Consider the following 22,653-nt stretch of genomic DNA (forward strand, 5'->3'; position numbering starts at 1 on the left):
CGCCGTCCCGGCTAATCCGCCGGTGGCCATGCGAACAGGACGCTCATGCCCGGGCGGAAGCCGTCGACCTTCTGCGCCGGCCGTACCCGGACCTCGAAACTTTTCACGTCGTAGCCGCTGGACTGGCGGGTCGAACGCCAGGTCGCGAAGTCCCCGGCGGGACTGATGAAGTAGACCTCGAACGGCACACCTTCCAGCCCCAGCGCGGGAATATCGCCGCGCAGCTGCGTTCCCACCCGAATGCCTCCGAACTGGTCCTCGCGCAGGTTCAGCGAGACCCACATGCGATCGATATCGACCAGGGCGAACACGGGGTATCCGGCCGGCACCAGTTCGCCGACGTCGACCAGGCGCTTGCCGACCTCACCGGCGATCGGCGCGCGCCCCTCGATCTCCAGCTGGGCGGCGCTCACCTCGGCCACGGCACCCTCGGCCTGGCGCACCTGCGCCTGCGCGGCCGCCTTGTCCTCGCCGCGCGCACCGGCGAGGGCCATGTCGTACTGCGCGCGTGCGGCGGCCTCCAGGGCATTGGAGCTGCGCTGCTGGGCCAGGGCTTCGTCACGTTTCTGCCGGGTCATCACGCCTTCGCGGTAGAGGTTGTCGACGCGCCGATAGGTGGCGCGGGAGAGCTCGGCGCCGGCACTGGCGCGACGCCAGTTGGCCTCCGCCGCGCGGATGTCTTCCGAACGCGCGCCCTCCTCGGCCTTGCCGGCTTGCGCGCGCGCCGCGTCCAGGACCGCGTCCGCCTGCGCCTGCTTGGCGGCGACCTCCGGACTGTCCAGCTCGAACAGCACCTGCCCCGCCTCGACCCGGTCACCCTCGCGCACGAGCAGTTTCGACACCCGCGCACTGATTTTCGTCGATACGTTGATGCTGTCGGCGTCGGCCATGCCCTGCACGACATCGGCCGGCGCGCGGAACGCCAGCCACAGCCCGGTCACGACGAGCGCGACGACCACCACGATGGCGCCAACGCCCAGCCAACGGGGCGGCCCACTTGGTGGTGTCCTCTTGTTGGCAGTCGCGTTCTCGCTCATGGCTGCAGCACCTTGTCCGCCTTGCGGAAGTAGTCGTGGTAGTCCTCGAGCCGCCCGCTGATTTCCAGCAATCGCGCCAGCGCCACGTCGTAGTCGTAGGCCGCCTGCGCGCGCTCGACCATCGCGCCACCCAGCTGCAGGCGGGCATCGATCACGTCCAGCGAGGTCACCTGGCCTTCGCGGAACGACAGTTCCTGCAGGCGCAGGTTCTCACGCGACAGTTCGATGGAGGTGTCCAGCAACAGGTACTGCTGGCGCGCCGATTCCAGATCGTTGTAGGCCTTGCTGACGCCCGAGGTGATCTGGTTGCGCGCCTCGCGCAATCCGGCCTCGGCGGCGAATTCCTGCTCGCGGGCGGCGGCAATCTGCGCCGGCCGGTTGCTGCCCGAGAGGAAGGTGTATTTCACGCCGATGCCGAACGCCCAGTCCGGATCGGTGATCATCGCGTCCTCGCGATGCAGGTCGTACTGGCCGAAGGCATACACCTGCGGCTTCAGCTTGGCCTGCTGCACCTTGACCCCTTCGCTGGCCTGATCGCCCAGCGCCTGCAGGCGACGGATCTGCGGGTGTTGCGCGAGCGCCTGCAGGCGATACGTCTCGACCGGGGCGGTCGGACTGCTGATCACGAACAAGGGGGTGGTCGGGGCGATGGGCCGGTCGCTGCGCAACAGGTTGGCCAGCGATTCGCTGATCGTGTCCAGGTCGTTGATCGCGCGCTGGTAGTCACGCTCGGCCTGGTCGCGGGCGACCGTGGCCTGCAGGCGCTGGGCCTTGGTCGCAAAACCTTCGCGTTCGAGCTTTTCGGCATTCTCCACATGGCGCTGCAGCCCGTCGCGCACGTCGCGGCGCACGTCCAGCGCCTGCCGCGCCAGTTGCTGGCCGAAATAGCGCTGCACCAGTTGCAGCACCTGCGATTGCGACTCCAGATCGCGTTCCGCCGAGGCCTGGCGGACGGCCGCCGCGGCGGCCGACTGCGCGGCCGGGATCTGCCCGCCGCTGTAGATCGGCACCACCGTGCTGAGCACCGGACGCAGGCGCCAGTCGCGCTCACGGAACTGCAGCGGACTGGGAATGCCAAACGCCTCGGCGACCGGTGCCAGCGAGCCCAGTGGCAGACTCAGGGTCTTCTGGAACTCCATCTGGCGCACGTCCACCGACACCTCGGGCACGCGCAGCGAGCGGGTGGCGCGGGCGAGATCGAGCTTGCCGCGCACGCCGGCGTCGGCGGCGGCCAGCGCGTCGGATGACTGCTCCAGTGTGGTGCGGGCTTGCTCGAAGCTAAGCGCCTGCGGTGCCGCGTCCTGCGCCGACGCCACACCGCACAGCGACGCGACCAGAACACAGGCCAGCATGCGGGGCAACGTTGGTGGATGCGGATTTCGCGGCGCTCGGCTCATTCCACGACCTCATTGCAGAAGCGGCCAACCGATCCGGGCGACCCCTACCCGCGGCGCGCTTCCGCCTTCGGGCGTACCGGTGATGCGCCTACTTGCGGATGCGGAAATTGCCGGAAATCTCCCGTCCGTCCTCCAGCTTCAGATCGATCCGGACCTCATCGCCCGCAACCGGCGGGGCCTTGGGCTTCATCAGCATCATATGCAGGCCGCCCGGCTTGAGCGTGACGCTGTCGCCGGCCGGAACCACCAGGCGCGGGATCGCGCGCATCCGCGCCATGCCATCCTCGAAACGCGTCTCATGGATCGACACGTCATCAAAGCCGGGACTGCTGCCCGACACGACGGTTACCGCAGCGTCGCAGGCGTTGTGGATGGTGCCAAAGCCGGCCAGCACGGGAATGGCGGCGGGCGGCACGCGGATCCAGCCATCGCTGATTTCCGGCAGGCATTCGACGTCGGCCGCGGCGGCCGTCGGCGACTGCAGACTGAATGCGACGGCGACGAGGGCACACAGAAGGGAAACGCGGAGGGTGTTCATGCCCTTATGATACCGACAGGTCGAGACTGGAGTCCGAGATGCGCCGAACGCTGCCCTTCCTTGCCGTCGCCGTTGCGCTCGCCGCGTGTTCGGGCAAGCCTGCATCCGACACCGAGGCCGCGCCTCCCGCCGCGAAACCCACGCCGCCGCCGGCGAGCACCGACGCCAATCCGGAAAGCGGCACCACGCGCCTGACCATCTACAGCGGCGATTACGAGTCGTTGTCCGGCGACACCTTGGCGCGCCCGGGCATGCCAGGTTTTGCGCTGGTGGAGCGCCCCTTGCATTACACCCTCCAGTCCGGCGTCAACTCCGTGTCGGCCAATGGCATGCCGCGCTCGATGGACGTGGAGGCCGCCCAGCTGCAACCGCGCTCGGACGGCATCACGCTGTTGTCGCAACGCTTCGTCGCGCCGCTGTCGGGCACCGAAGAGGTGATCGCCCAGGTGATCGGCCAGCGGATCGTGGTCGAACACACGGCGGGCACCGCCAAGCAGAGCGACAACGGTGTGTTGCTGGCCGCCAATGACGGGCTGACCCTGGCGCTGGGCGACGGCCGCATCAAGGTCATCCGTGATTACGACAACTTCAGCGTGGTCGATGGCGGCAAGCTCGTGCCGCAGCAGGCGGAGCTGCGATGGACCGTGCAGGCCGACAACGCCGGCGATGCCAACTTCCTGCTCAGCTATCCGATGGGTGGCATGGCCTGGCGCTCGGAGTATCGCGCCACGCTCGCCAATGCGGACGCGGAGGCCAAGGACTGCACGCTCGCACTGGACGGCGCAGCGCTGCTGGTCAACCGTGCCGGCGTCGGCTTCGGCAACGCGCGCATCACGCTGGTCGCCGGTGAACCGGCACGCGCCCGCGGCGGTCGGGAAATGGCGATGGACAGCGCCTATGCCACCGCTGCCCCCGCGCCGGCGAAGATGATGGACATGCCGTCGGTGCGGCAGTCCGGCGAGTACCACGCCTACGAACTGCCCAACGCCATCACCGTCGCCAACGGCGTGGTGGAGCGCGTGCCGCTGTTCGCCCAGTTGCCGGCGGTGGCCTGCGAGCGCGCGTACACGGTCGGCCAGAGCGGCGAACCATGGATTCCGCCGCGGCCCCTGATCGAACCCGTGCAGCGCGGACAGACCGGCAAGCTGCCGGTTACCGCCACCGTATCGGTGAGCAACTCCAAGGACGCGGGACTGGGCCAGCCACTGCCGGCGGGCCGCGTACGCGTGTTCGACGGCAGCGACTTCCTCGGCGAATCGATGCTGGCGCACACCGCCGAGGGCGCTGACATCACCCTGGAAGTGGGCCGGCCTTTCGACCTGCGTGCCGAGCGCGAAGCCACCGATTTCCGCCTGGACCGCGCGGGACGCACCATCACCGAGTCGTTCGCGATCACCCTGGGCAACGCCAAGGACAGGGACGCCACCATCCAGGTACTGGAAACCCTGCCGCGCTGGAGCGACTGGGAAATCATCGAGTCCAGCGTGCCGGCGACCAGGAAGGGCGCGAACCAGGTGGAGTTCGACGTGCCGGTACCGGCCAAGGGCGAGACCGTGCTGACCTACACCGTCCGCTATCGCTGGACCCAGGGCGACAGGCCGTGAGCCACGTCAAGGCCACGGTCCATGACGACGTGGTCGAGCTGCAGCTGGCCCGCCCGCCGGTCAACGCGATGGACCCGACGCTGTGCCGGGAGCTGCACCATTCAGTGGCCTCGGCCATCGGCGAGGGCGCACGCGGCATCGTGCTGACCGGATCGCCGCGGATCTTTTCCGCCGGCCTGGACGTGCCCTACCTGCTGTCACTGGGTGATGACCGCAAGGCCATCACCGAGGCCTGGCAGGCGTTTTTCGGCGCGGCACGCGCGCTCGCCGCCAGCACCGTCCCGGTGGTCGCCGCGATCACTGGCCACGCGCCGGCGGGGGGGTGCGTGTATGCGCTGTGCTGCGACTACCGGATCATGGCGGCCGGCGATTTCCGCATCGGCCTGAACGAGACCCGCGTCGGCCTGATCGCCCCCGAGGGCATCCAGCGATTGATGCGGCGCGTGGTCGGCCTGCACCGAGCAGAGCGCCTGCTGGTGTCCGGAGAGATGGTCGATGCCGCCGCCGCGCTGCGGATCGGGCTGGTCGATGAACTGGTCGACATGGGTCCGGAGCACGACACTGCAGCCCTCGTCGCCCGCGCTCACGAGTGGCTTCAGGCGCTGCTGGCCCTGCCCCACGACGCCATGCGCCACACCCGCGAGATTGCCCGCGCCGAGGTGGTCGAATCCCTGCAACCCGAGCATGTGGATCTGGAGCGTTTCGTTGATGCCTGGTTCGAGCCAGGCACCCAAAGTGCGTTGAAGGCACTGGTCGCGCAGCTGGGAAAAAAATAGGTCTTCGGGTGGACTGTACGTAGCCGGGCTTCGGGGGGCGGGGGTGAATGCCCTTGGGTGCGAATGTCCCCCGGCACCAGTGGAGCCGGTGCCTCCTCCTTTACTTCGCACCCAAGGGCATTCGCCCCCGCCGTTACTTCATGACGATGGTTGTGGAATAAAAAGCCCAGCAGTTCGATGTCCGCGTACCGCTGCGATCTGACAGCGGGACCTGTTGGCCTTCTGGGCGAAATAAAGGAGGAGGCATCCGCCACAGGCGGGTGCCGGGGGACATTCGCCCGGAAGGTCGGCAGGTCGCGTCCCCTCGGCGGTCCAGAGATCTCGCCTCCGCCCAGCAGGTCACAGCCTGCGCGCTGGTTACGCGCCGGTCGCGACCGGGCGCGCAGGGTCTTCGATCCAACCACTCCAGGATCCGGTAAACAGCTTCGCCCCGGTCAGGCCGGCATGCTCCATCGCCAGCAGGTGATGGCAGGCGGTGACACCCGACCCGCACATCACGACCACTTCCTCCGGATCACGCCCGTGGAGCAGATCGGTGAACTCGTCCCGGAGCGTGGCCGCGGGCTTGAAGTGTCCGTTCTCGAGGTTGTCGGAGTACGGTCGGTTGACCGCGTCGGGAACATGTCCGGCGACTTTGTCGATCGGTTCCGCATCGCCGCGGTAACGCTCACTCGCGCGCGCATCCAGCAGCATTCCCCCAGCGGCCAGGTGTGCCTGGACCCGTGGTGCGTCAAGCAGCAGCGCCCGGTTGAAGTCGGCGTGGTAGGCCGCCGGCTTTGGCGAGACGGGCGTACCGACCTCCACCAGGCATCCCTTCGCGGTCCAGTGCTTCCAGCCTCCATCCAGCACCGCGACGTCGCGATGTCCGAGCGCACGCAGCAAAAACCACGCGCGTGCGGCGGAAAGGCCGCCATCGCCCGCGTCGTAGACCACCACCTGATGCGCCGGGGTGATGCCCCACTCGCCCAACCTGTCCGTAAAGGCCGCAGCGGATGGCCACGGATGCCGACCGCCGGGGCGGGAATGGTCCGACAGGTCGCGGTCAAGGTCGGCGAAGTACGCGCCGGGGATATGGGACTGGCGATACGCGTGCTCGCACGCGGCGGGATCGGCGAGCGATGAGCGCGCATCCAGAACCACCACATCCGGGCGGCCGAGCGCGGTGGCCAGTTCGTCCGCCGTCACGAGGGTCTGCCAGCGCGGCATCGATTTCGGAATGGAAACCTGATCGTTCATGAGACGTGCTCCAGTCGCTGCCGCAGGTTCATCAGGATAGACGCGGTGACGCCCCAGATGCGCTGTGCGGGATAGCGGTACTCCCAGACCTGGCGCGTGCGGCCTCGGTAGTCCACGCGCTGGCCGACCAGGTTGGCCGGGTCGAGAAGGAACTCCAGCGGTACCTCGAACACCTCGGCCACCTCGCCCGGATCGGCATGGATGCGGTGCGCGGGATCGATCACCGCCACCACCGGAATCACCCGAAAGCCGGTGACGGTGAGCAAGGGGTCGAGCAGGCCCAACGGCGTGACCTGCGCCGGGGGCACGCCGATTTCCTCGTCGGTCTCGCGCAGCGCGGCGGCGACCGCATCCGCATCGAAAGGCTCGACCCGGCCACCTGGAAACGCCACCTGCCCCCCGTGATGGCGCAATGCGTCCGTGCGCCGGGTCAGGATGACCTGGGTTGCATCCGGCCGCGGAACGAGCCCGACGAGGACCGCGGCGTCGAATTGCGGGTCGCCCGGCAGCAGCAGATCATCCAGCTCGCCCAGGTTCCACGCCGGGCCGGTGGGCGGGGTCCGCAAGGGGTGCAGCGCGCGCCGGATCCGGCCGCTGCCGTCCAGGCGCGCGATCAGCGCCGGGTCGCTCATCCCCGCCCGGCCTCTCGATCGGGCAGGACCACGTCCATGAGGTAGGCACGCTCGCGGTCGTCCATCTGCGACCAGCGGGCGATCTCGTCGCCGGTGCGGTGGCAGCCGTCGCACTGGCCGCGCTCATCCAGGCAACACACGCCGGTGCAGGGAGTGAGCATGGGTGGCAAGGGCTGGTACACGGCGACACTCCTGGAAAGCGAAACTCCAAAGGCCAGAAACGCGTTGCGCCGGACAGGGCCGGCGCAACGTTGGGACGGTTCGCGGACCAGGCCGCGGTCATACCTTTACTTGACGCTGACCAGCTTGATCTCGAACTGCACCGCCATGTTGGGCGGAATGCCGGTACGCGGATCGGCACCGTAGGCCTTGTCGGCGGGCAGGGTGACTTCCCACTTGGAACCGGCGGGCATCATCTGCAGCGCTTCGCGCATCGCCGGCATCTCGACCTCGGTCAGCTTGATGTCGGGCATCGGACGCGCCTGCGACGCCTCGCCTTGCTGGCGCTGGCCCCACGGGAACGGACCGGCCACTTCCAGCGATACCGTGCTGGCGGCGGTCGGCTTGGCACCCTTGCCCGCTTCGATCACGCGGTACTGGACGCCGCTGGGCAGCGCCTGCACGCCGGCCTTGGCCTTGTTCTGGGCGATGAAGGCGTCGCTGCGGGTCTTGTTTTCGGCCGCTGCGGAATCCCAGGCCGCCTTGGCCTTGGCCTGCTGGCGCTTCTGCATGTTCTCCACGGCGCTGCGGAGCTGGTCGACCGGCACGGCCGGGTCCTTCTTCGCGTAGCCGTCCTGCAGGCCCTTGGTGATGGTGCCGACGTCGAGCGCTTCGCCGCTTTCGCTGGCATTGCGTCCAAGGTCATAACCAAGCGCGTAGCTCAGCTTGCCTTTTTCGGATGAGGTGTCCTGGGCGAAGGCTTGGCCTGCGGTCAGGGTCAGGGCCGCAACGGCGACCGCAATCAAACGCAACTTCATTCGGTAAAACCTCCGGAGGTGACGCGAAGCGGACGCACCGCCCCGATTGGGATGCCACGCCGGTCAACAGCCCCGGGCGGACACGCTAGGATAACGACGCGAGGGCTTAACCGCCACTGACGACCCATGTCCGACCCTCCGTTGGCCGGCAAGTTCCGCAATCCACCCGCTTCTCTTTTCCCCGGACCCGATCAATGCCCGAAACCGCTGCTTCCACCATCGTCACCATCGCCGACCACGCCGCCGTCCGAGTGATCACCGTCAACCGCCCGGACAAGTTGAACGCCCTGAATGCCGCCACGCTGGACGCGCTGCACGCGGCGTTCGAAGCGGCTGACAGCGACCCGGACGTCCGCTGCATCGTACTCACGGGCGCCGGCGAGAAAGCCTTCGTGGCGGGCGCCGACATAAGCGAGATGAACGCGTTGACCCCCGTCCAGGGCCGCGATTTCTCGCTGCGAGGCCAGCGCCTGATGCGGCGCATCGAGAAGCTCGGCAAGCCGGTCATCGCGATGGTCAACGGCTTCGCGCTCGGCGGCGGGCTGGAGCTGGCCATGTGCTGCCACCTGCGGATCGCGTCCGACAAAGCCAAGGTCGGCCAGCCGGAGGTGAACCTGGGGCTGATCCCGGGCTTTGGCGGCACCCAGCGCCTGCTGCGGCTGGCCGGACGCGCGGCCACGCTGGAGTTGTGCCTGGTCGGCGCGCCGGTGGACGCTGCGCGCGCGCTGGAGCTGGGCATCGTCAATCGGGTCGTTGCCGCCGCCGAACTGCACGACGAGACCATGAAGCTCGCCGGGCAACTGGCGGCGTCCGCGCCGCTCGCCCTGCGCGGAGTGATCGACTGCGTCAACGTCGGCGGCGAGTGTGGGATCGAGGAAGGCCTGGAATACGAGACCGCGCAGTTCGGCCTGATGTTTTCCACCGACGACATGCGTGAAGGCACCAGCGCGTTCCTCGAGCGTCGCAAGCCGGCGTTCCAGGGCAGCTGAAGGCGGTGGATGCGGAGGTGGCTACCGCCGCGACGCCCTCGCCCGCGCCGGCCTGTGCCTGCGGCTGCACGGATGCGCGCGGCAGCGCCGGCCACCCGGTCAACAACGCACTGGCGATCGGCGATCTGGACCGTGCCTTCGCGTTGGGCCTGATGGACGTCGCGCCCTGCCCGGCCTGCACCACGCACTGCCTCGCATTGCTGGATCGCGTGCAGGGCGAGCGCCGGCAGGCGCTGGCGGCACGGGCGCGCTATCGCCAGCGCGAAGCGAGGCTGGAGCGTCGGCGCCTGGAGCGCGAGCAGCGCAGGGCGGCGCTCGTTGCCGGGGTCAAGGACTCGCCCAAGACGACGGTTCCCGGCGCGGTCGAAGCGGCGCGCCCGTTCGAGGCGCCACGCGTGGTCAGCCCGGCGCTTCCGCCTGCCGCGGCCGCGGCATTGGCGCGGGCGCAGGCAAAAGTGGCGGCGCGCGCGCAGGCAAAGTCGCTGCCCGGATTGGCCACCCAGAATCCGCCCGAGCACGGTCCGCCCGAGCACGGAGGTCCCAAGCGTTGAGCACCCCGGTCCGCCGCAAGACCCGCCCGCGCTCGAAGCTGCGCAAGGCCGAGATTGAGGAGATGTTTGCCCGGCTGCGCCAGCTCAACCCGGAACCGACCACCGAGCTGGAATTTTCCAGCCCCTACGAGCTGCTGGTGGCGGTGACCCTGTCGGCCCAGTCCACCGACGTGGGCGTCAACAAGGCGACCCGGAAGCTGTTCCCCGTCGCCAATACGCCGGCGGCGATAGCGGCCCTCGGCGTGGAAGGCCTTAAGCCGTACATCGCGACCATCGGGCTCTACAACACCAAGGCGGCCAACGTCGTGGCCATGGCCGAGCTGCTGTTGGAACGGCACGACGGCCAGGTGCCCAACGACCGCGCGGCGCTGGAGGCCCTGCCCGGCGTCGGCCGCAAGACCGCCAACGTGGTGCTCAACACCGCGTTCGGCGAACCGACGATGGCCGTGGATACCCACATCTTCCGGGTGTCCAACCGCACCGGCCTGGCGCCGGGCAGGAATGTGCGCGAGGTGGAGGACCTGCTGGTGCGGGTGATTCCCGACGAGTACCTGCGCGACGCGCACCACTGGCTGATCCTGCACGGGCGCTACGTGTGCAAGGCGCGCACGCCCGACTGCCCGCATTGCGTGATCCGCGACATCTGCCGCTACCGCGACAAGACGCCTGGGGAACCGGAGGCGCCACTGGACGCCGTGGGCGCGCGGCAGGGTCGCGGCTGACGCAGGTGCAAACGCGGACCTAGCGCTATTGCCCGCTTCGCCAGGCTGCTGTTGTCATCTCACTGCAATGTTGCGTGGCCACACTGCGGGCACTTTCCCAATGTGACGCGCGCCGCCATGCAGATCCGCCTGACCCCTCTTGCCACCGCGCTGCTGCTGGCGGGCGCCGTTCCGCTCGCCCATGCCGAAATCGCCCTCGATGTCATCAGTGGCACGGGAATCAGTTTTGAAGGCCTGGTCCAGGCTGACTACAACCATTTCGGCAGCGACGTTGCAGACCTCAACGGTGACGTGCTGGAGGGCAGCAACGCCGACCAGGAGCTGCGTCGCGCCGAACTGGTGCTCAAGGGCAAGGGCCCGGGCAACATCGACTGGGTGATCGGCTATGACGCCAAGGCCGACAAATGGCTCGACGTCAATGCGAAGTACCGGCTGGGCGGCAACAAGCGGCACTACCTTCAGATGGGCCAGTTCAAGCAGCCCAACAGCCTGGAGGAGCTGTCGTCGACCAGGCACAACGACTTCATCTCCAAGGCCACCATCACCAACAGCTTCGCCACAGGTCGTCGCCTGGGCGCTGCCTGGTCCTATGGCAGCGGCCCCTTCGCCATGACCGCCAGTGTTTTTGGCAGCGAGCTGACCCGCAACAAGGCCGCCGGGAACGGTGTCGGCCTGCGCGGTACCTTTGCCCCGATCAACCAGGACGGCACCATCCTCCACTTCGGCCTGTCATACGTCGACCGAGATGTCGATGGCGACGCGATCAGGCTGTCGGCCAAACCCAATGCCGACCTGGCCAAAGCGAGCCTGGTCAGCACCGGCACCCTGGCCAATGCGGACCGGATGGCGACGATCGGTCTGGAGAGCTTCTGGGCACGCGGGCCGGTCAAGCTGCAGGGCGAGTTCATGCAGGTCGATGTCGACCGCCACGGCGCCGGTGAGGCCGACTTCCGCGTCAGCGGCGGGTACCTGAGTGCCCTGTGGAACCTCACCGGTGAAGGCTGGAAGTACAAGGACGGCGTCCCCGGGACCGCAGCTCCCAGCGATCCGGCGGCGGGTATGTGGCAGCTTGGTTTGCGCTACGACAGCATCGACCTGGACGACGGCGCCGTGCAGGGCGGCCGGATGGACGCGATCACCGCCGGGGTGAATGTCTACTGGCGCTCGAACTTCAAGCTGGCGCTGAACTACGTGAAGGTCGACAGCCGGCGCGCGGGGATCGACGACAACCCCGACATCATCGAGGCACGGCTGCAGCTCCACTGGTAGCCGAATACGGTGTCCGGATCCGGTGCCGTCCCTCGTAGTTGACCAGAGAGTGCCGGCCAGCCCGGCCCCTGTCTGCACAACTGTGGAGTAGCACGCATGAATTCGGAATCCTTGATCGAGCGGGTGAAGTCCATCCTGTTCAACCCGCGCCGCACCTGGCCGGTGATTGGCGGGGAACCGGCAACCGTTGCCGGCCTCTACACCCGATACATCATGATCCTGGCAGCGCTGCCGGCCATCTTCACCTTCATCAAGACCAGTCTGATCGGCTACAGCATGTTCGGCGCGACCATGCGCACCGGGATCGTCGCGGGCCTGCTGGGCGCACTGCTGACCTACGCGCTCAGCCTGGTCATGGTGTATGTCGTGGCGCTGATCATCAACGCGCTGGCGCCGAGCTTTCGCGGCCAGAAGAACCAGGTCCAGGCGCTGAAAACGATCGCCTACGCCTACACCGCGGCCTGGGTCGCCGGGATCGGCGTCATCATTCCGTGGCTGGGCGGGGTGATCGGACTGGTCGGTGGGATCTACTCGATCTACCTGCTGTACCTGGGCCTGACCCACACGATGAAGAACCCGCCCGAGAAGTCGCTGGGCTACACCGTGGTGATCGTGGTGATCACCCTGGTGCTGAGCCTGCTGATCGGCGCGGTGGTTGCCGGCGTGACCGGCATCGGCGCAATGGGCGCCGGCGCGATGGGCAAGGGCGCCAGCAGCTCCAGCATGGTGTTCGACGAAGACAGCAAGCTGGGCCAGCTGGCCGTGTTTGGCGAGCAGATGCGCGCCGCCGGCGAGCGCATGGAATCGGCCGAGTCGCGCAGCCGCAGCAAGGCCCGCAGTGATTCGAAGGATTCGGGTTCATCGGGCAGCTCGCGCGACGCCGACATGGCGTCTGCGGAAGCGGCGATGGCCGCGTTGTTCGGCGGCAAGGACGGCGAGCCGCTGGAGGCATTGGAGCCCGAGCAGCTCAAAAGCCTGCTGCCGGCCTCGATCGCCGGGATGCCGCGCACCGGCACCAGCGCCAGCCGCGAGAGCGCCATGGGCATGCAGGTCAGCAACGCCTCGGCCGACTACGCCAGCGAGGACGGCCAGCGGCGCCTCAAGCTGACGCTGTCGGACGCGCCGATGATGGCCAAGATGGGCGCATTCCGCGGACTGATGAGTTCGGAGTCCTCATCGGAGACGCAGGACGGCTTTGAGAAGACCTACACCCGCAACGGACGTCATATCGAAGAGGAGTGGAACAGCCGCAGCGGCCGGGGCGCCTACGAGGTCATGGTCGGCAGCCGCTTCACGGTGAAGGCCGAGGGCACCGCGGAGAACTTCCAGCAGATCCAGTCCGCGGTGGAAAGCATCGACCTGGCCAAGCTGGAGGCCGTCGCCAAGGCCGGGGCCGAGCAGCAATAGCTTCAGCCGCGAAGACAGCGTCGCGGCGGGTCATCGCCGCGGCGAACCATGAAATAAGGGCGCGCTCCCACCGGAGGCGCCCTTTTTCCTGTTCAGCCTCCCAACCTCACGGTCATACGCCGGTAACACAAACGTCCTTTCATGGTGCCAACGCCGGCCACGCCGGCCCTGACGAGCCGCCCATGAAACCCAACCGCATTGCCGCCCTGTCCTTGGTCTTCGCTCTTGCCGCCGCCGCTATCGGCTGCACGGCGCCCACCGACGGCAGCACGTCCGACGCCCACTCCGGCGCAGCGGGTGCCGCGCAGATCACCGGCGCGGGTGCGACCTTCATCTTTCCGCTGGTCTCGCGCTGGTCGGCCGACTACCACGCCGCGACCGGCCACCAGGTCAACTACCAGTCGATCGGCTCCGGCGGCGGCATCGCCCAGATCACTGCCGCCACGGTGGACTTCGGCTCCTCCGACGCACCGCTGTCGAGCGCCGAGCTGGCCCAGGCGGGACTGGGGCAGTTCCCTTCCGCGATAGGCGGCGTGGTGCCGGTGGTCAACGTCGCCGGCATCGAGCCGGGGCAGTTGCGCCTGACCGGACCGCTGCTGGCGGACATCTACCTGGGCAAGCTCACGACCTGGAACGACCCGGCGATTGCCGCGCTCAACCCCGACCTGGCGCTGCCGGCGACCGGCATCAGCCTGGTCCAGCGCTCCGACGGTTCGGGCACGACCTTCAACTTCACCAACTATCTGTCCAAGGTGAGTCCGGCGTGGCGGGACGCTGTTGGCGAAGGCAAGTCCGTGCAGTGGCCGGCAGGTGTCGGCGGCAAGGGCAACGAGGGCGTGGCGTCCTACGTCCAGCAGATCGACGGTGCGATCGGCTACGTCGAGCTGGCCTACGCGATCCAGAACGCCATGTCGCACGCGCTGCTGCAGAATGCCGCCGGCAACTTCGTCGCGCCGAACGCCGACAGCTTCCAGGCCGCGGCCGCCACCGCCGACTGGGCCGGCGCCAGCGACTTCAACCTGGTGATCACCAATGCGCCCGGCGAGCAGGCCTGGCCGATCACCGCGACCAATTTCATCCTGATGCACAAGCAGCCCGCCGACGCGGAGCGCAGCCGCAACGCGCTGGACTTCTTCCGGTGGGCGCTGCACAACGGCCAGGCGCAGGCCGACGCGCTGCATTACGTGCCGCTGCCGGCGCCACTGGTGGACCAGGTGGAGCGCTACTGGGCCAGCGAATTCGGTTTCACCACCGGCGCCCAGTGACCCGCCGCCGCCCATGAGCACGAGCGTCCTGACCAACGCCGGCATCCTTGCGCGCGACACCGCCGACGCGCGCAACGACCGCTGGTTCCGCTACGCGCTGGCCGCTGCCGTCGCGCTGGTGCTGTTGCTGCTCGCCGGCGCCGCCCTGTCCATGCTCTGGGGCGGCCGCGCGGTGTTGCAGGCCAGCGGCCTGGATTTCTTTTTCTCCGCCGACTGGAACCCGGTGCAGGGCCGGTACGGGGCGCTGGTCCCGATCTTCGGCACCCTGGTCACCGCCGCCATCGCGATGCTGCTCGCCGTGCCGCTCAGCTTCGGCATCGCCTTCCACCTCACCGAAGTCGCGCCGCGCTGGCTGCGCGGCCCGGTGGGCACCGCGATCGAGCTGCTGGCCGGCATCCCTTCGATCATCTACGGCATGTGGGGTCTGTTCGTGCTGGTGCCGGTGATGACCCGCCATGTCACGCCGTGGGCGAATGAGCACCTCGGCCCGCTGCCGGTGATCGGCCCGCTGTTCCAGGGGCCGCCGATCGGCATCGGCATGCTCACCGCCGGCATCGTGCTGGCGATCATGGTGGTGCCCTTCATCAGCTCGGTGATGCGCGAGGTCTTCCTCACGGTGCCGACGCGGCTGAAGGAGTCGGCCTACGCGCTGGGGTCGACCCGATGGGAAGTCAGCTGGAACATCGTGCTGCCCTACACCCGTTCGGCGGTGATCGGCGGCATCTTCCTGGGCCTGGGCCGGGCGCTGGGCGAGACCATGGCGGTCGCGTTCGTGATCGGCAACTCGACCCGCTTTACCGCCTCGCTGCTGGAGCCGGGCACCACCATCGCGGCGCTGATCGCCAATGACTTCGGCGAGGCCACCGGCGAGTACCGCTCCGCCCTGCTGCTGCTGGGCTTCGTGCTGTTCATCGTCACCTTCGTCGTGCTCGCGCTGGCGCGCGTCATGCTCGCCCGCCTCGCCCGCCGGGAGGGCAACTGATGACCCCGCTTCGCAACGACGCCGTTGCTGACGTGCTGTATCGCCGCCGCCGGATCGGCAACGCGCTGGCGCTGGTGCTGTCCAACGTGGCGACCGCGATCGGCCTGGTCTGCCTGGGGTGGATTTTGTGGACGCTGCTGGCCAAGGGCCTTGGCGGCATCGAGGTGGCGCTGTTCACCCGCGACACGCCGCCGCCGATGACCGGGGGCGGTCTGCGCAACGCGTTCTTCGGCAGCGCGGTGATGTGCCTGCTGGCCATCGCGATCGGCACTCCATTGGGGATCGCCGCCGGCACCTGGTTGGCCGAGTACGGTCGCGGCACCCGCGTCGGCACGGTGGTGCGCTTCGTCAACGACATCCTGCTCTCCGCACCGTCCATCGTGCTGGGACTGTTCGTCTACACGCTGGTGGTGATGCGCACCGGCGGCAATTTCTCCGCCATCGCCGGCGCCATCGCCTTGGCCTTCATCGTCGTGCCGGTGGTGCTGCGGACCACCGACGAGATGCTGCGGCTGGTCCCGGGCCAGATGCGCGAGGCGGCCCTGTCGCTCGGCGTGCCGCATTGGAAGGTGGTGCTGCAGGTGATGTTCCGCTCGGCCCTGCCCGGCGTCATGACGGGCATCCTGCTGGCGCTGGCGCGGATCTCCGGGGAGACCGCGCCGCTGCTGTTCACCGCGTTCGGCAACCAGTACTGGAGCGCCGACCTGACCGGTCCGATGGCCAGCGTTCCGGTGGTCATGTACCAGTACGCCAGCAGCCCCTACCAGTCCTGGCAGGACCTCGCCTGGGCCGGCGCGCTGGTGCTGACCACCTTCGTCCTGCTGACCAGTCTGGTCGCCCGCGCCATCGTCGCCCGGCATCGGGTCGCGCATGACTAACGCCCGTCCCATCCCCCTCCGATCCCCACCCGAGGCACCACCGATGAACGCCACCGCCGTGCTCGACCTGCCCCGCTCTCCCGCCATGCGCGCGCACCCGGCCGCCAGTGCGGCCGTCCTGGAGCGGGCAACCCGGCCGACTCCGCTTGCGGCCGACACCGCGCAGGCACCGCCAAAGCTCGATGTCCGCGGGCTGGACTTCCATTACGACCGCTTCCATGCGCTCAAGGACATCCGCCTGTCGATCCCGGAGAAGCAGGTCACCGCGCTCATCGGACCGTCCGGGTGCGGCAAGTCGACCCTGCTGCGCGTGTTCAACCGGATCTATGCGCTGTACCCGAAGATGCGCGCGACCGGCCAGGTCCTTCTGGACGGTGCCAACATCCTGGATCCCCGCTACCCCTTGAACCGCCTGCGCAGTCGGGTCGGCATGGTCTTCCAGAAGCCGGTGCCGTTCCCGATGACGATCTTCGAGAACGTCGCCTACGCCATCCGCCACCACGAGAAGCTCTCCAAGGCGGAGATGGCGGTGCGTGTCGAGCAGGCCCTGCAGCAGGCGGCGCTGTGGGACGAGGTCAAGGACAAGCTGGGCGCCAGTGCGCTGGGCCTGTCGGGCGGGCAGCAGCAGCGCCTGTGCATCGCCCGCGCGGTCGCGCTGCGGCCGGACGTGCTGTTGCTGGACGAGCCGACCTCGGCACTGGACCCGATCTCCACCAGCCGCATCGAGCAGCTCATCGCCGGCCTCAAGAACGACTTCACCATCGTCATGGTGACGCACAACATGCAGCAGGCGGCGCGGGTGTCGGACTACACCGCCTTCATGTACCTGGGCGACCTGGTCGAACACGACGCGACCGAGACCATCTTCGCCAACCCCTCGCAGCGCCAGACCGAGGACTACATCACCGGGCGGTTCGGATGAGCACGAACGCGATGGACGGCTCCGGCTCCCGGATTCTGCAGGGCCACGATGCGGAACAGCTGCGCCTGCTGCAGGAAACCCTGCGCATGGGCGAGCTGGCAGCGGTGCAGCTGGAGGGCGCACTCGCCCTGCTCGCCCGCAACGACCCTACTGCGGCCATGCGGCTGATCGCCGCAGACGCCGCCATCGACGCGCTTGAACAGCAGATCAGCCACGACGTGATGCAACTGGCCCTGCACGGGCCGATGGCGCGCGACCTGCGCGGCATCCTGGCCGCGTTGCGCATCACCTCCGACATCGAGCGCATCGGCGATTTTGCGGCCAACCTGGCCAAGCGTTCCACCGTGCTCGGCGACGCCCTGCCGCGGCAGCGGATCGCCACGCTGCAGGGCATCGGGCATCTGGCGGTGACCCAGTTGCGGGAGGTGATGGCGGCCTATCGGGACCACGACGCCGAAGCCGCGCGGGCGGTGCGGGAGCGCGATGTGGCCATCGACCGGGCCTACACCGCGGTGTTCGCGGAGTTGCTCGGCGACATGATGGGCGACGCGGCAACCATCCCGGCCTGCGCCCACCTGCTGTTTGTCGCCAAGAACCTGGAGCGCATCGGCGACCACGCCACCAACATCGCCGAGAACGTCTGGTTTCTGGTCCATGGCGACGACCCGCTGCCGCCGCGGGAGAAACGCGACCACAGCAGCACCCTCGCGGCCGTAAACGCCGGCAACCCGGCGCGCTGATCGCCGGATTGCCGGAGCGGCTCGGCACACCCTTCGGAGCGTCCGCGCACGCCGGGGCGCTCGTCCGCCTCTGCTACGCTTTCCGCCATGACCGACGCCGCGCCCTCCGCCTCCACGCCAGGTTTGCCTGACGCCCCCACCACCTCGCCGCTGGCCACACGCTTCCGCGGCTTCCTGCCCGTGGTGGTCGATGTGGAGACCGGCGGTTTCGACTGGAACCGCCACGCGCTGCTGGAAATCGCGGTGGTGCCGGTGGATATCGACGAGAACGGCCTGCTGGTTCCCGGCAAGACGGCCAGCGCGCATGTCATTCCGGCGCCCGGCCTGGACATCGATCCCAAGTCGCTGGAGATCACCGGGATCGTGCTGGACCACCCGTTCCGCTTCGCCAAGGAAGAGCGCGCCGCGCTCGACCATGTGTTCGCGCCGGTGCGCGAGGCGCTGCGCCGGCACGGCTGCCAGCGCGCGATCCTGGTCGGCCACAACGCGCACTTCGACCTGAACTTCCTCAACGCCGCGGTCGCGCGCACCGGCCACAAGCGCAATCCGTTCCACCCCTTCAGCGTGTTCGACACGGTCACCCTGGCCGGGGTCGCCTACGGTCAGACGGTGCTGGCGCGGGCGGCGGCGGCGGCGGGCATCGAGTGGGACGCCAACGAGGCGCACTCGGCGGTGTATGACACCGAGCGCACGGCCGAGTTGTTCTGCCAGATCGTCAATGCGTGGCCGGCGCCGATGCCGGGCGTGGCGCCGCTGGCGCGGGCACCTGCGTCGGGCTGAGGTATCGGTGGTTTGCGGCGTGCGGCCGGGGGTTTACGGGGTCGCGAGTTTCAGGCCGACCATGCCGGCGATGATCAGGGCGACGCTGCCGATCCGCAGGGCGTTGACGGGCTCGTCAAACAGGACCACGCCGAGGATCACGGTGCCCACGGCGCCGACGCCGACCCAGATGGCGTAGGCGGTGCCGACGGGAAGGCTCTTCATCGCGATGCCCAGCATCCAGACGCTTATCGCCATCGCCGCCAGGGTGCCCACCGTCGGCCAGAGGCGGGTGAAGCCCTCGGAGTACTTGAGGCCGATGGCCCAGGCGATTTCGAACAGGCCGGCGGTGAGGAGGATGATCCAGTTCATGTTGGGCGACTCGTTGGTGACGCGGGGAGTATCTGCTGGCTACGCGAGGAGGCGTCTGCCGGGTATCCCGATCAGTCGCTCCACGATATTCGCTTGGTGATCGGGACACCCGGCAGACGCCAGCGGTATGGCGCGATGATGGTGGTTATGCCGGCAGGCGCCGCCGATGGGTTGCGGCGGCGGAAGAAATCAAAAGCCGGAGTAGTGGATACCGGGTGTGGATGCCCTTGGGTGTGAAGTAAAGGAGGAGGCACCGGCTTCATCGGTGCCGGAGGACATTCGTACCCAAGGGCAGTCACACCCGGCGCTCCGTGTGGCGATGGTTCCGGACCCGCAAAACCGGGTCAGCCGGTGACGCGCTGGCGGACGGCTTCGAAGAGGGTGACGCCGGCGGCCACGGAGACGTTCAGGCTTTCGACGCCGGCACCGCCGTCGGCGCCGGGCATGGGGATGTTGACGAGCTGATCGCAGTTTTCGCGGGTCAGGCGGCGCAGGCCGTCGCCTTCGCCGCCGAGCACCAGTCCGACGTTGCCGCGCAGGTCGACGTTGTACAGGCTGCCTTTGGCTTCGCCGGCCAGGCCGTACAGCCAGACGCCGAGTTTCTGCAGGTCGCGCATGGTGCGGGCCAGGTTGGTGACGGGGATCACGGCGACGCTGTCGGCGGCGCCGGCGGAGGTCTTGCGCACGGTCGCGTTGACCTGCACGGCCTTGTCCTTGGGAAAGATCACCGCGGTGACGCCGGCCGCCGCGGCGCTGCGCAGGCAGGCGCCGAGGTTGTGGGGGTCCTGGACGCCGTCGAGGATCAGCAGCAACGCGCGGCCTTCGGCGGCGGTGACGAGGTCTTCCAGTTCGTTCTCGTCCCAGGTTTTCGCCGCTTCATAGCGCGCGACCACGCCCTGGTGGCGCAGGCTGCCGGCGACGCCGGAGAGCGCCTGCTGGTTGACCCGGCGCACGTCGATGCCGAAGCGGCGGGCGGAGCCTTCGATCTCGGTCAGGCGCGGGTTCTTGCCGCCCGCCTCGATCAAGACCTCGCGCACGTTGTCGGCGTCGTGCTCGATCGCGGCGGCGACGGCGTTGATGCCGGCGATCCATTGTTTCTGGCTCATGGGGGTCGGGAGCAGATGGGGGGCGGCCATTGTAGGCGGGCGCGTTGACGCCTGCCTTCTCAGGGCTGCCGGCCGACGGCGTGATGGTGGCGCGGCGTCAGTGGTAATCGTCCTCGCGCTGATGGCGCACCGCCAGCACTGTCACCACCTGATTCGGTTCGATTTCAAACAACACCACGTAGCCCGTGGCACCGAACGGTATCAGCAGCTCCCGCAGCAGGGGCATGCCAGATGCAGCCTTGCGGCAGGCGTACGGGGAGAACGCGAGCATCGCAACACCGGCACGTATGGCATCCAACGCCCGCTCGGCCAGCGGCCAGTCGGGCGGGTCGCGGTCGAGGATGAAGTCGTAGAGCTGGTGCAAGTCGTCTTCGGCATCCTGCGTGAAGCGGACTTGATGATTCATCGTGGCTTGCCGCCCTGGCGTCTGGCGGCGAGCCGTTCTTCCAGGCCGGCGACAACGTCCGCGGCGTCGATATAGCTGCCCGCCGCTGCGGCCTTGTCGCGTGAGGCCAGTCCGCGCTCGATGAAATCGCGCTGCGATTGGCGTCGCTCGACATTGGCCCGGACGGACTCCTCGACGAAGCTGGACAGGCTTTCGCCTTCGCGCAGCACGTCTTCCGCCGCCTGGCGCAGACGCGGATCGACCCTCAACGAAGGCAAGTTGGCGGTTTTCATAAAAACCCCTTGCGTTGCAATTGCGATGCAGTATTCATCGCCTTCGCGCCAGTGTCCAGAACGCAGGCGTCATCTTCCGTCGGAACGGCGCAACGCCGCGCGTTCTGGTGCGACACCTGCCAGCGGTTTTACGGTTAGGGTGGCGGTCGGACCGTCGGAGGGAACCAACATGCTTGTACGCCTGCTCGTCGTGGCCCTGCTGTGGGCCGCCTGCACGCCTGCACAGGCGCAGCAGAAAAACCTGCGCGACTACGGCATCGAAGTGGGCGTGCTGGCGCCCGGCCAGTGGAACGCGATCACCGATGTGCCGGGCGTTGCGGTCGGGCATACGACGCTGGTGCGCGGGAAAAGCATCCGCACCGGCGTCACCGCGGTGCTGCCGCATGCCGGCAACGTCTTCCAAAACAAGGTTCCGGCCGCGGTGTACGTGGGCAACGGCTTCGGCAAGCTGGCCGGCTCCACCCAGGTCGCCGAGCTCGGCACGCTGGAGACGCCGATCATCCTGACCAACACCCTGGGCGTGCCGGTCGCGGCGGACGCGCTGATCGACCACGCCTTCTCGTATGCCGACAACGCCGTGGTCGGCTCGGTCAACCCGGTGGTCGGGGAAACCAACGACGGTTACCTCAACGACATCCGCGGCCGCCATGTCACCAAGCGCGACGTGCTGGCGGCGATCAAATCGGCGGCTGGCGGCCACGTGGCGCAGGGCAATGTCGGCGCCGGCACCGGCACGGTCGCGTTCGGCTTCAAGGGCGGCATCGGCACGTCCTCGCGCAAGCTGCCCGGCAACCTCGGCGGGCATACGGTAGGCGCGCTGGTGCAGACCAACTTCGGCGGCGTGCTGAGCGTGGACGGCGTGTCGATCGGCAAGGCGCTGGGCAAGCACTACCTGAGCGACGCGCTCAACGACTCGCCCGACGGCTCGTGCATGATCATCGTCGCCACCGACGCGCCGCTGGACGCCCGCAACCTGGAGCGGCTGGCCAAGCGCGCCATGCTCGGCCTGGCCCGGACCGGCGGCATCGCCTCCAACGGCAGCGGCGACTACGTGATCGCGTTCTCGGCCAACGAGTCGGCGCGCGTCCCGCACGACTCCGACAGCCCGACCCGGCAGCTGACCGTGCTGCGCAACGACGCGATGTCGCCGTTGTTCATGGCCGCCATCGAAGCGACCGAAGAGGCCATCCTCAACTCGCTGTTCCAGGCCGAGACCACGGTGGGCCGCGATGGCCACGAGGTCAAAGCGCTGCCGGTGGATGACGTGCTGGGGATCATGGAGGCGCGGGGGTATCGGGTTTTGCGTTGAGTGATCAGGAGGTTCCGCCCGGCCTCAGCAGCCTTTCCGCCGATCAACCAAGCACATAGCTGGCCAACACCGATTGAACCTCGTAGATGCTCAGCTTCTTGTTGAATGTCTTCTGGACCGGCGTTGCCGTGCCGGAAATCCAGATCTTCAACTCCGCGTCCAGATCGAAGCTCCCTGCGGTCTCGACGCTGAAGTGAGTGATGCTCCGGTATGGAATCGAGTGGTACTCGACCTTGCTGCCAGTCAGGCCCTGCTTGTCCACCAGCACCAGGCGCTTGTTGGTGAAAACGAAGTAGTCGCGGATGAGCTTGTACACGTGCTCCACCACCTCGCCGGGCGCGAGCACCTGCGCAAACTCCTGTTGGATTGCAGTCGTGTCGATCTTGGATGCGTTGCCGAGCAGCCCGTCAAGCAGTCCCATGGTTTCCCCTTCTGTGATGTCGCAGGCGCGAACCGCGTTTTATACGATCTCGCAAAATATGTAGCTAGACATCGGCGGTCCCGGGT

Annotated in this window: 24 protein-coding genes and 1 pseudogene; 14 read left to right on the plus strand and 11 right to left on the minus strand. The window is 68.2% G+C overall.

What is annotated here, in order from left to right:
- Positions 1-11: 11 nt before the first annotated feature.
- From INQ42_RS08540 to INQ42_RS08550, 3 genes are all read right to left on the minus strand, one after another.
- Positions 12-1,037 carry an HlyD family secretion protein gene (locus INQ42_RS08540; protein ID WP_194033902.1) on the minus strand — a complete coding sequence of 342 codons (1,026 nt, stop codon included), beginning with the start codon at positions 1,035-1,037 and terminating at the stop codon, positions 12-14.
- Positions 1,034-2,389, minus strand: a complete 1,356-nt coding sequence (locus INQ42_RS08545; protein ID WP_228064323.1) for a TolC family protein — start codon at positions 2,387-2,389, stop codon at positions 1,034-1,036. The genes INQ42_RS08540 and INQ42_RS08545 overlap by 4 nt, the downstream gene beginning before the upstream one ends.
- 133 nt (positions 2,390-2,522) lie before the next feature.
- The gene (locus INQ42_RS08550) at positions 2,523-2,972 is read right to left on the minus strand and encodes a copper chaperone PCu(A)C (RefSeq protein WP_194033904.1); all 450 of its coding nucleotides are present in this window, start codon (positions 2,970-2,972) and stop codon (positions 2,523-2,525) included.
- Positions 2,973-3,010: 38 nt separating this feature from the next.
- Here INQ42_RS08550 and INQ42_RS08555 point away from each other — a divergent pair, with 38 nt between their 5' ends.
- Complete coding sequence (locus tag INQ42_RS08555) at positions 3,011-4,576, plus strand: DUF4139 domain-containing protein (RefSeq protein ID WP_194033905.1); 1,566 nt, start codon at positions 3,011-3,013, stop codon at positions 4,574-4,576.
- Positions 4,573-5,352: an enoyl-CoA hydratase/isomerase family protein gene (locus tag INQ42_RS08560; protein WP_228064324.1), complete on the plus strand. Its 780-nt coding sequence runs from the start codon at positions 4,573-4,575 to the stop codon at positions 5,350-5,352. The genes INQ42_RS08555 and INQ42_RS08560 overlap by 4 nt, the downstream gene beginning before the upstream one ends.
- Before the next feature lie 357 nt (positions 5,353-5,709).
- Here INQ42_RS08560 and INQ42_RS08565 read toward each other — a convergent pair whose 3' ends face one another.
- From INQ42_RS08565 to INQ42_RS08575, 3 genes and pseudogenes are all read right to left on the minus strand, one after another.
- Positions 5,710-6,558 (minus strand): sulfurtransferase, encoded by an 849-nt coding sequence (locus tag INQ42_RS08565; protein WP_228064325.1) that lies wholly within the window; start codon positions 6,556-6,558, stop codon positions 5,710-5,712.
- A gap of 26 nt (positions 6,559-6,584) precedes the next feature.
- Positions 6,585-7,381, minus strand: a pseudogene (locus INQ42_RS08570) (CoA pyrophosphatase).
- Between the two features lie 126 nt (positions 7,382-7,507).
- A complete protein-coding gene (locus INQ42_RS08575; protein ID WP_194033907.1) occupies positions 7,508-8,197 on the minus strand; it encodes an FKBP-type peptidyl-prolyl cis-trans isomerase N-terminal domain-containing protein in 690 nt (229 codons plus the stop codon).
- A gap of 194 nt (positions 8,198-8,391) precedes the next feature.
- On the opposite strand from INQ42_RS08575, the gene INQ42_RS08580 reads away from it, so the two are divergent.
- From INQ42_RS08580 to rnt, 11 genes are all read left to right on the plus strand, one after another.
- The gene (locus tag INQ42_RS08580; RefSeq protein ID WP_194033908.1) at positions 8,392-9,186 is read left to right on the plus strand and encodes an enoyl-CoA hydratase/isomerase family protein; all 795 of its coding nucleotides are present in this window, start codon (positions 8,392-8,394) and stop codon (positions 9,184-9,186) included.
- 17 nt (positions 9,187-9,203) lie between these two features.
- Positions 9,204-9,737, plus strand: coding sequence for a hypothetical protein (locus INQ42_RS13050; protein WP_194033909.1), 534 nt, complete (start codon positions 9,204-9,206; stop codon positions 9,735-9,737).
- Positions 9,738-9,799: 62 nt separating this feature from the next.
- A complete protein-coding gene (nth, locus tag INQ42_RS08590) occupies positions 9,800-10,459 on the plus strand; it encodes an endonuclease III (RefSeq protein WP_194035824.1) in 660 nt (219 codons plus the stop codon).
- A gap of 117 nt (positions 10,460-10,576) precedes the next feature.
- On the plus strand, positions 10,577-11,728 hold the full coding sequence (locus tag INQ42_RS08595) for an OprO/OprP family phosphate-selective porin (RefSeq protein ID WP_194033910.1): 1,152 nt from the start codon (positions 10,577-10,579) through the stop codon (positions 11,726-11,728).
- A gap of 96 nt (positions 11,729-11,824) precedes the next feature.
- Complete coding sequence (locus INQ42_RS08600; protein WP_194033911.1) at positions 11,825-13,135, plus strand: Yip1 family protein; 1,311 nt, start codon at positions 11,825-11,827, stop codon at positions 13,133-13,135.
- A gap of 182 nt (positions 13,136-13,317) precedes the next feature.
- The gene (pstS, locus tag INQ42_RS08605) at positions 13,318-14,400 is read left to right on the plus strand and encodes a phosphate ABC transporter substrate-binding protein PstS (RefSeq protein WP_194033912.1); all 1,083 of its coding nucleotides are present in this window, start codon (positions 13,318-13,320) and stop codon (positions 14,398-14,400) included.
- Between the two features lie 13 nt (positions 14,401-14,413).
- Complete coding sequence (gene pstC / locus INQ42_RS08610) at positions 14,414-15,382, plus strand: phosphate ABC transporter permease subunit PstC (protein ID WP_194033913.1); 969 nt, start codon at positions 14,414-14,416, stop codon at positions 15,380-15,382.
- Entirely contained in the window at positions 15,382-16,260 is an 879-nt protein-coding gene (pstA, locus tag INQ42_RS08615; protein ID WP_194033914.1) for a phosphate ABC transporter permease PstA, read from the plus strand. Before pstC ends, pstA begins: the two co-directional genes overlap by 1 nt.
- A gap of 85 nt (positions 16,261-16,345) precedes the next feature.
- Complete coding sequence (gene pstB, locus INQ42_RS08620) at positions 16,346-17,182, plus strand: phosphate ABC transporter ATP-binding protein PstB (protein WP_194035825.1); 837 nt, start codon at positions 16,346-16,348, stop codon at positions 17,180-17,182.
- A gap of 11 nt (positions 17,183-17,193) precedes the next feature.
- The gene (gene phoU, locus INQ42_RS08625) at positions 17,194-17,922 is read left to right on the plus strand and encodes a phosphate signaling complex protein PhoU (protein WP_194035826.1); all 729 of its coding nucleotides are present in this window, start codon (positions 17,194-17,196) and stop codon (positions 17,920-17,922) included.
- Between the two features lie 87 nt (positions 17,923-18,009).
- A complete protein-coding gene (rnt, locus tag INQ42_RS08630; protein WP_194033915.1) occupies positions 18,010-18,702 on the plus strand; it encodes a ribonuclease T in 693 nt (230 codons plus the stop codon).
- A gap of 33 nt (positions 18,703-18,735) precedes the next feature.
- Here the strand turns inward: rnt and sugE are convergent, their stop codons facing one another.
- The 4 genes from sugE to INQ42_RS08650 form a co-directional block, all read right to left on the minus strand.
- Complete coding sequence (sugE, locus tag INQ42_RS08635) at positions 18,736-19,053, minus strand: quaternary ammonium compound efflux SMR transporter SugE (RefSeq protein WP_194033916.1); 318 nt, start codon at positions 19,051-19,053, stop codon at positions 18,736-18,738.
- A 344-nt stretch (positions 19,054-19,397) separates the two neighbouring features.
- Complete coding sequence (rlmB, locus tag INQ42_RS08640) at positions 19,398-20,159, minus strand: 23S rRNA (guanosine(2251)-2'-O)-methyltransferase RlmB (protein WP_193983846.1); 762 nt, start codon at positions 20,157-20,159, stop codon at positions 19,398-19,400.
- A gap of 97 nt (positions 20,160-20,256) precedes the next feature.
- Complete coding sequence (locus tag INQ42_RS08645) at positions 20,257-20,565, minus strand: type II toxin-antitoxin system RelE/ParE family toxin (protein WP_194033917.1); 309 nt, start codon at positions 20,563-20,565, stop codon at positions 20,257-20,259.
- Positions 20,562-20,837 (minus strand): YlcI/YnfO family protein, encoded by a 276-nt coding sequence (locus INQ42_RS08650; RefSeq protein ID WP_194033918.1) that lies wholly within the window; start codon positions 20,835-20,837, stop codon positions 20,562-20,564. The genes INQ42_RS08645 and INQ42_RS08650 overlap by 4 nt, the downstream gene beginning before the upstream one ends.
- A gap of 169 nt (positions 20,838-21,006) precedes the next feature.
- Here INQ42_RS08650 and INQ42_RS08655 point away from each other — a divergent pair, with 169 nt between their 5' ends.
- Positions 21,007-22,146, plus strand: a complete 1,140-nt coding sequence (locus tag INQ42_RS08655; protein WP_194033919.1) for a DmpA family aminopeptidase — start codon at positions 21,007-21,009, stop codon at positions 22,144-22,146.
- A gap of 43 nt (positions 22,147-22,189) precedes the next feature.
- Here INQ42_RS08655 and INQ42_RS08660 read toward each other — a convergent pair whose 3' ends face one another.
- Entirely contained in the window at positions 22,190-22,567 is a 378-nt protein-coding gene (locus tag INQ42_RS08660) for a PH domain-containing protein (protein ID WP_194033920.1), read from the minus strand.
- Positions 22,568-22,653: the final 86 nt, after the last annotated feature.

It is taken from the genome of Lysobacter avium, assembly GCF_015209745.1.
Lineage (GTDB): Bacteria > Pseudomonadota > Gammaproteobacteria > Xanthomonadales > Xanthomonadaceae > Novilysobacter > Novilysobacter avium.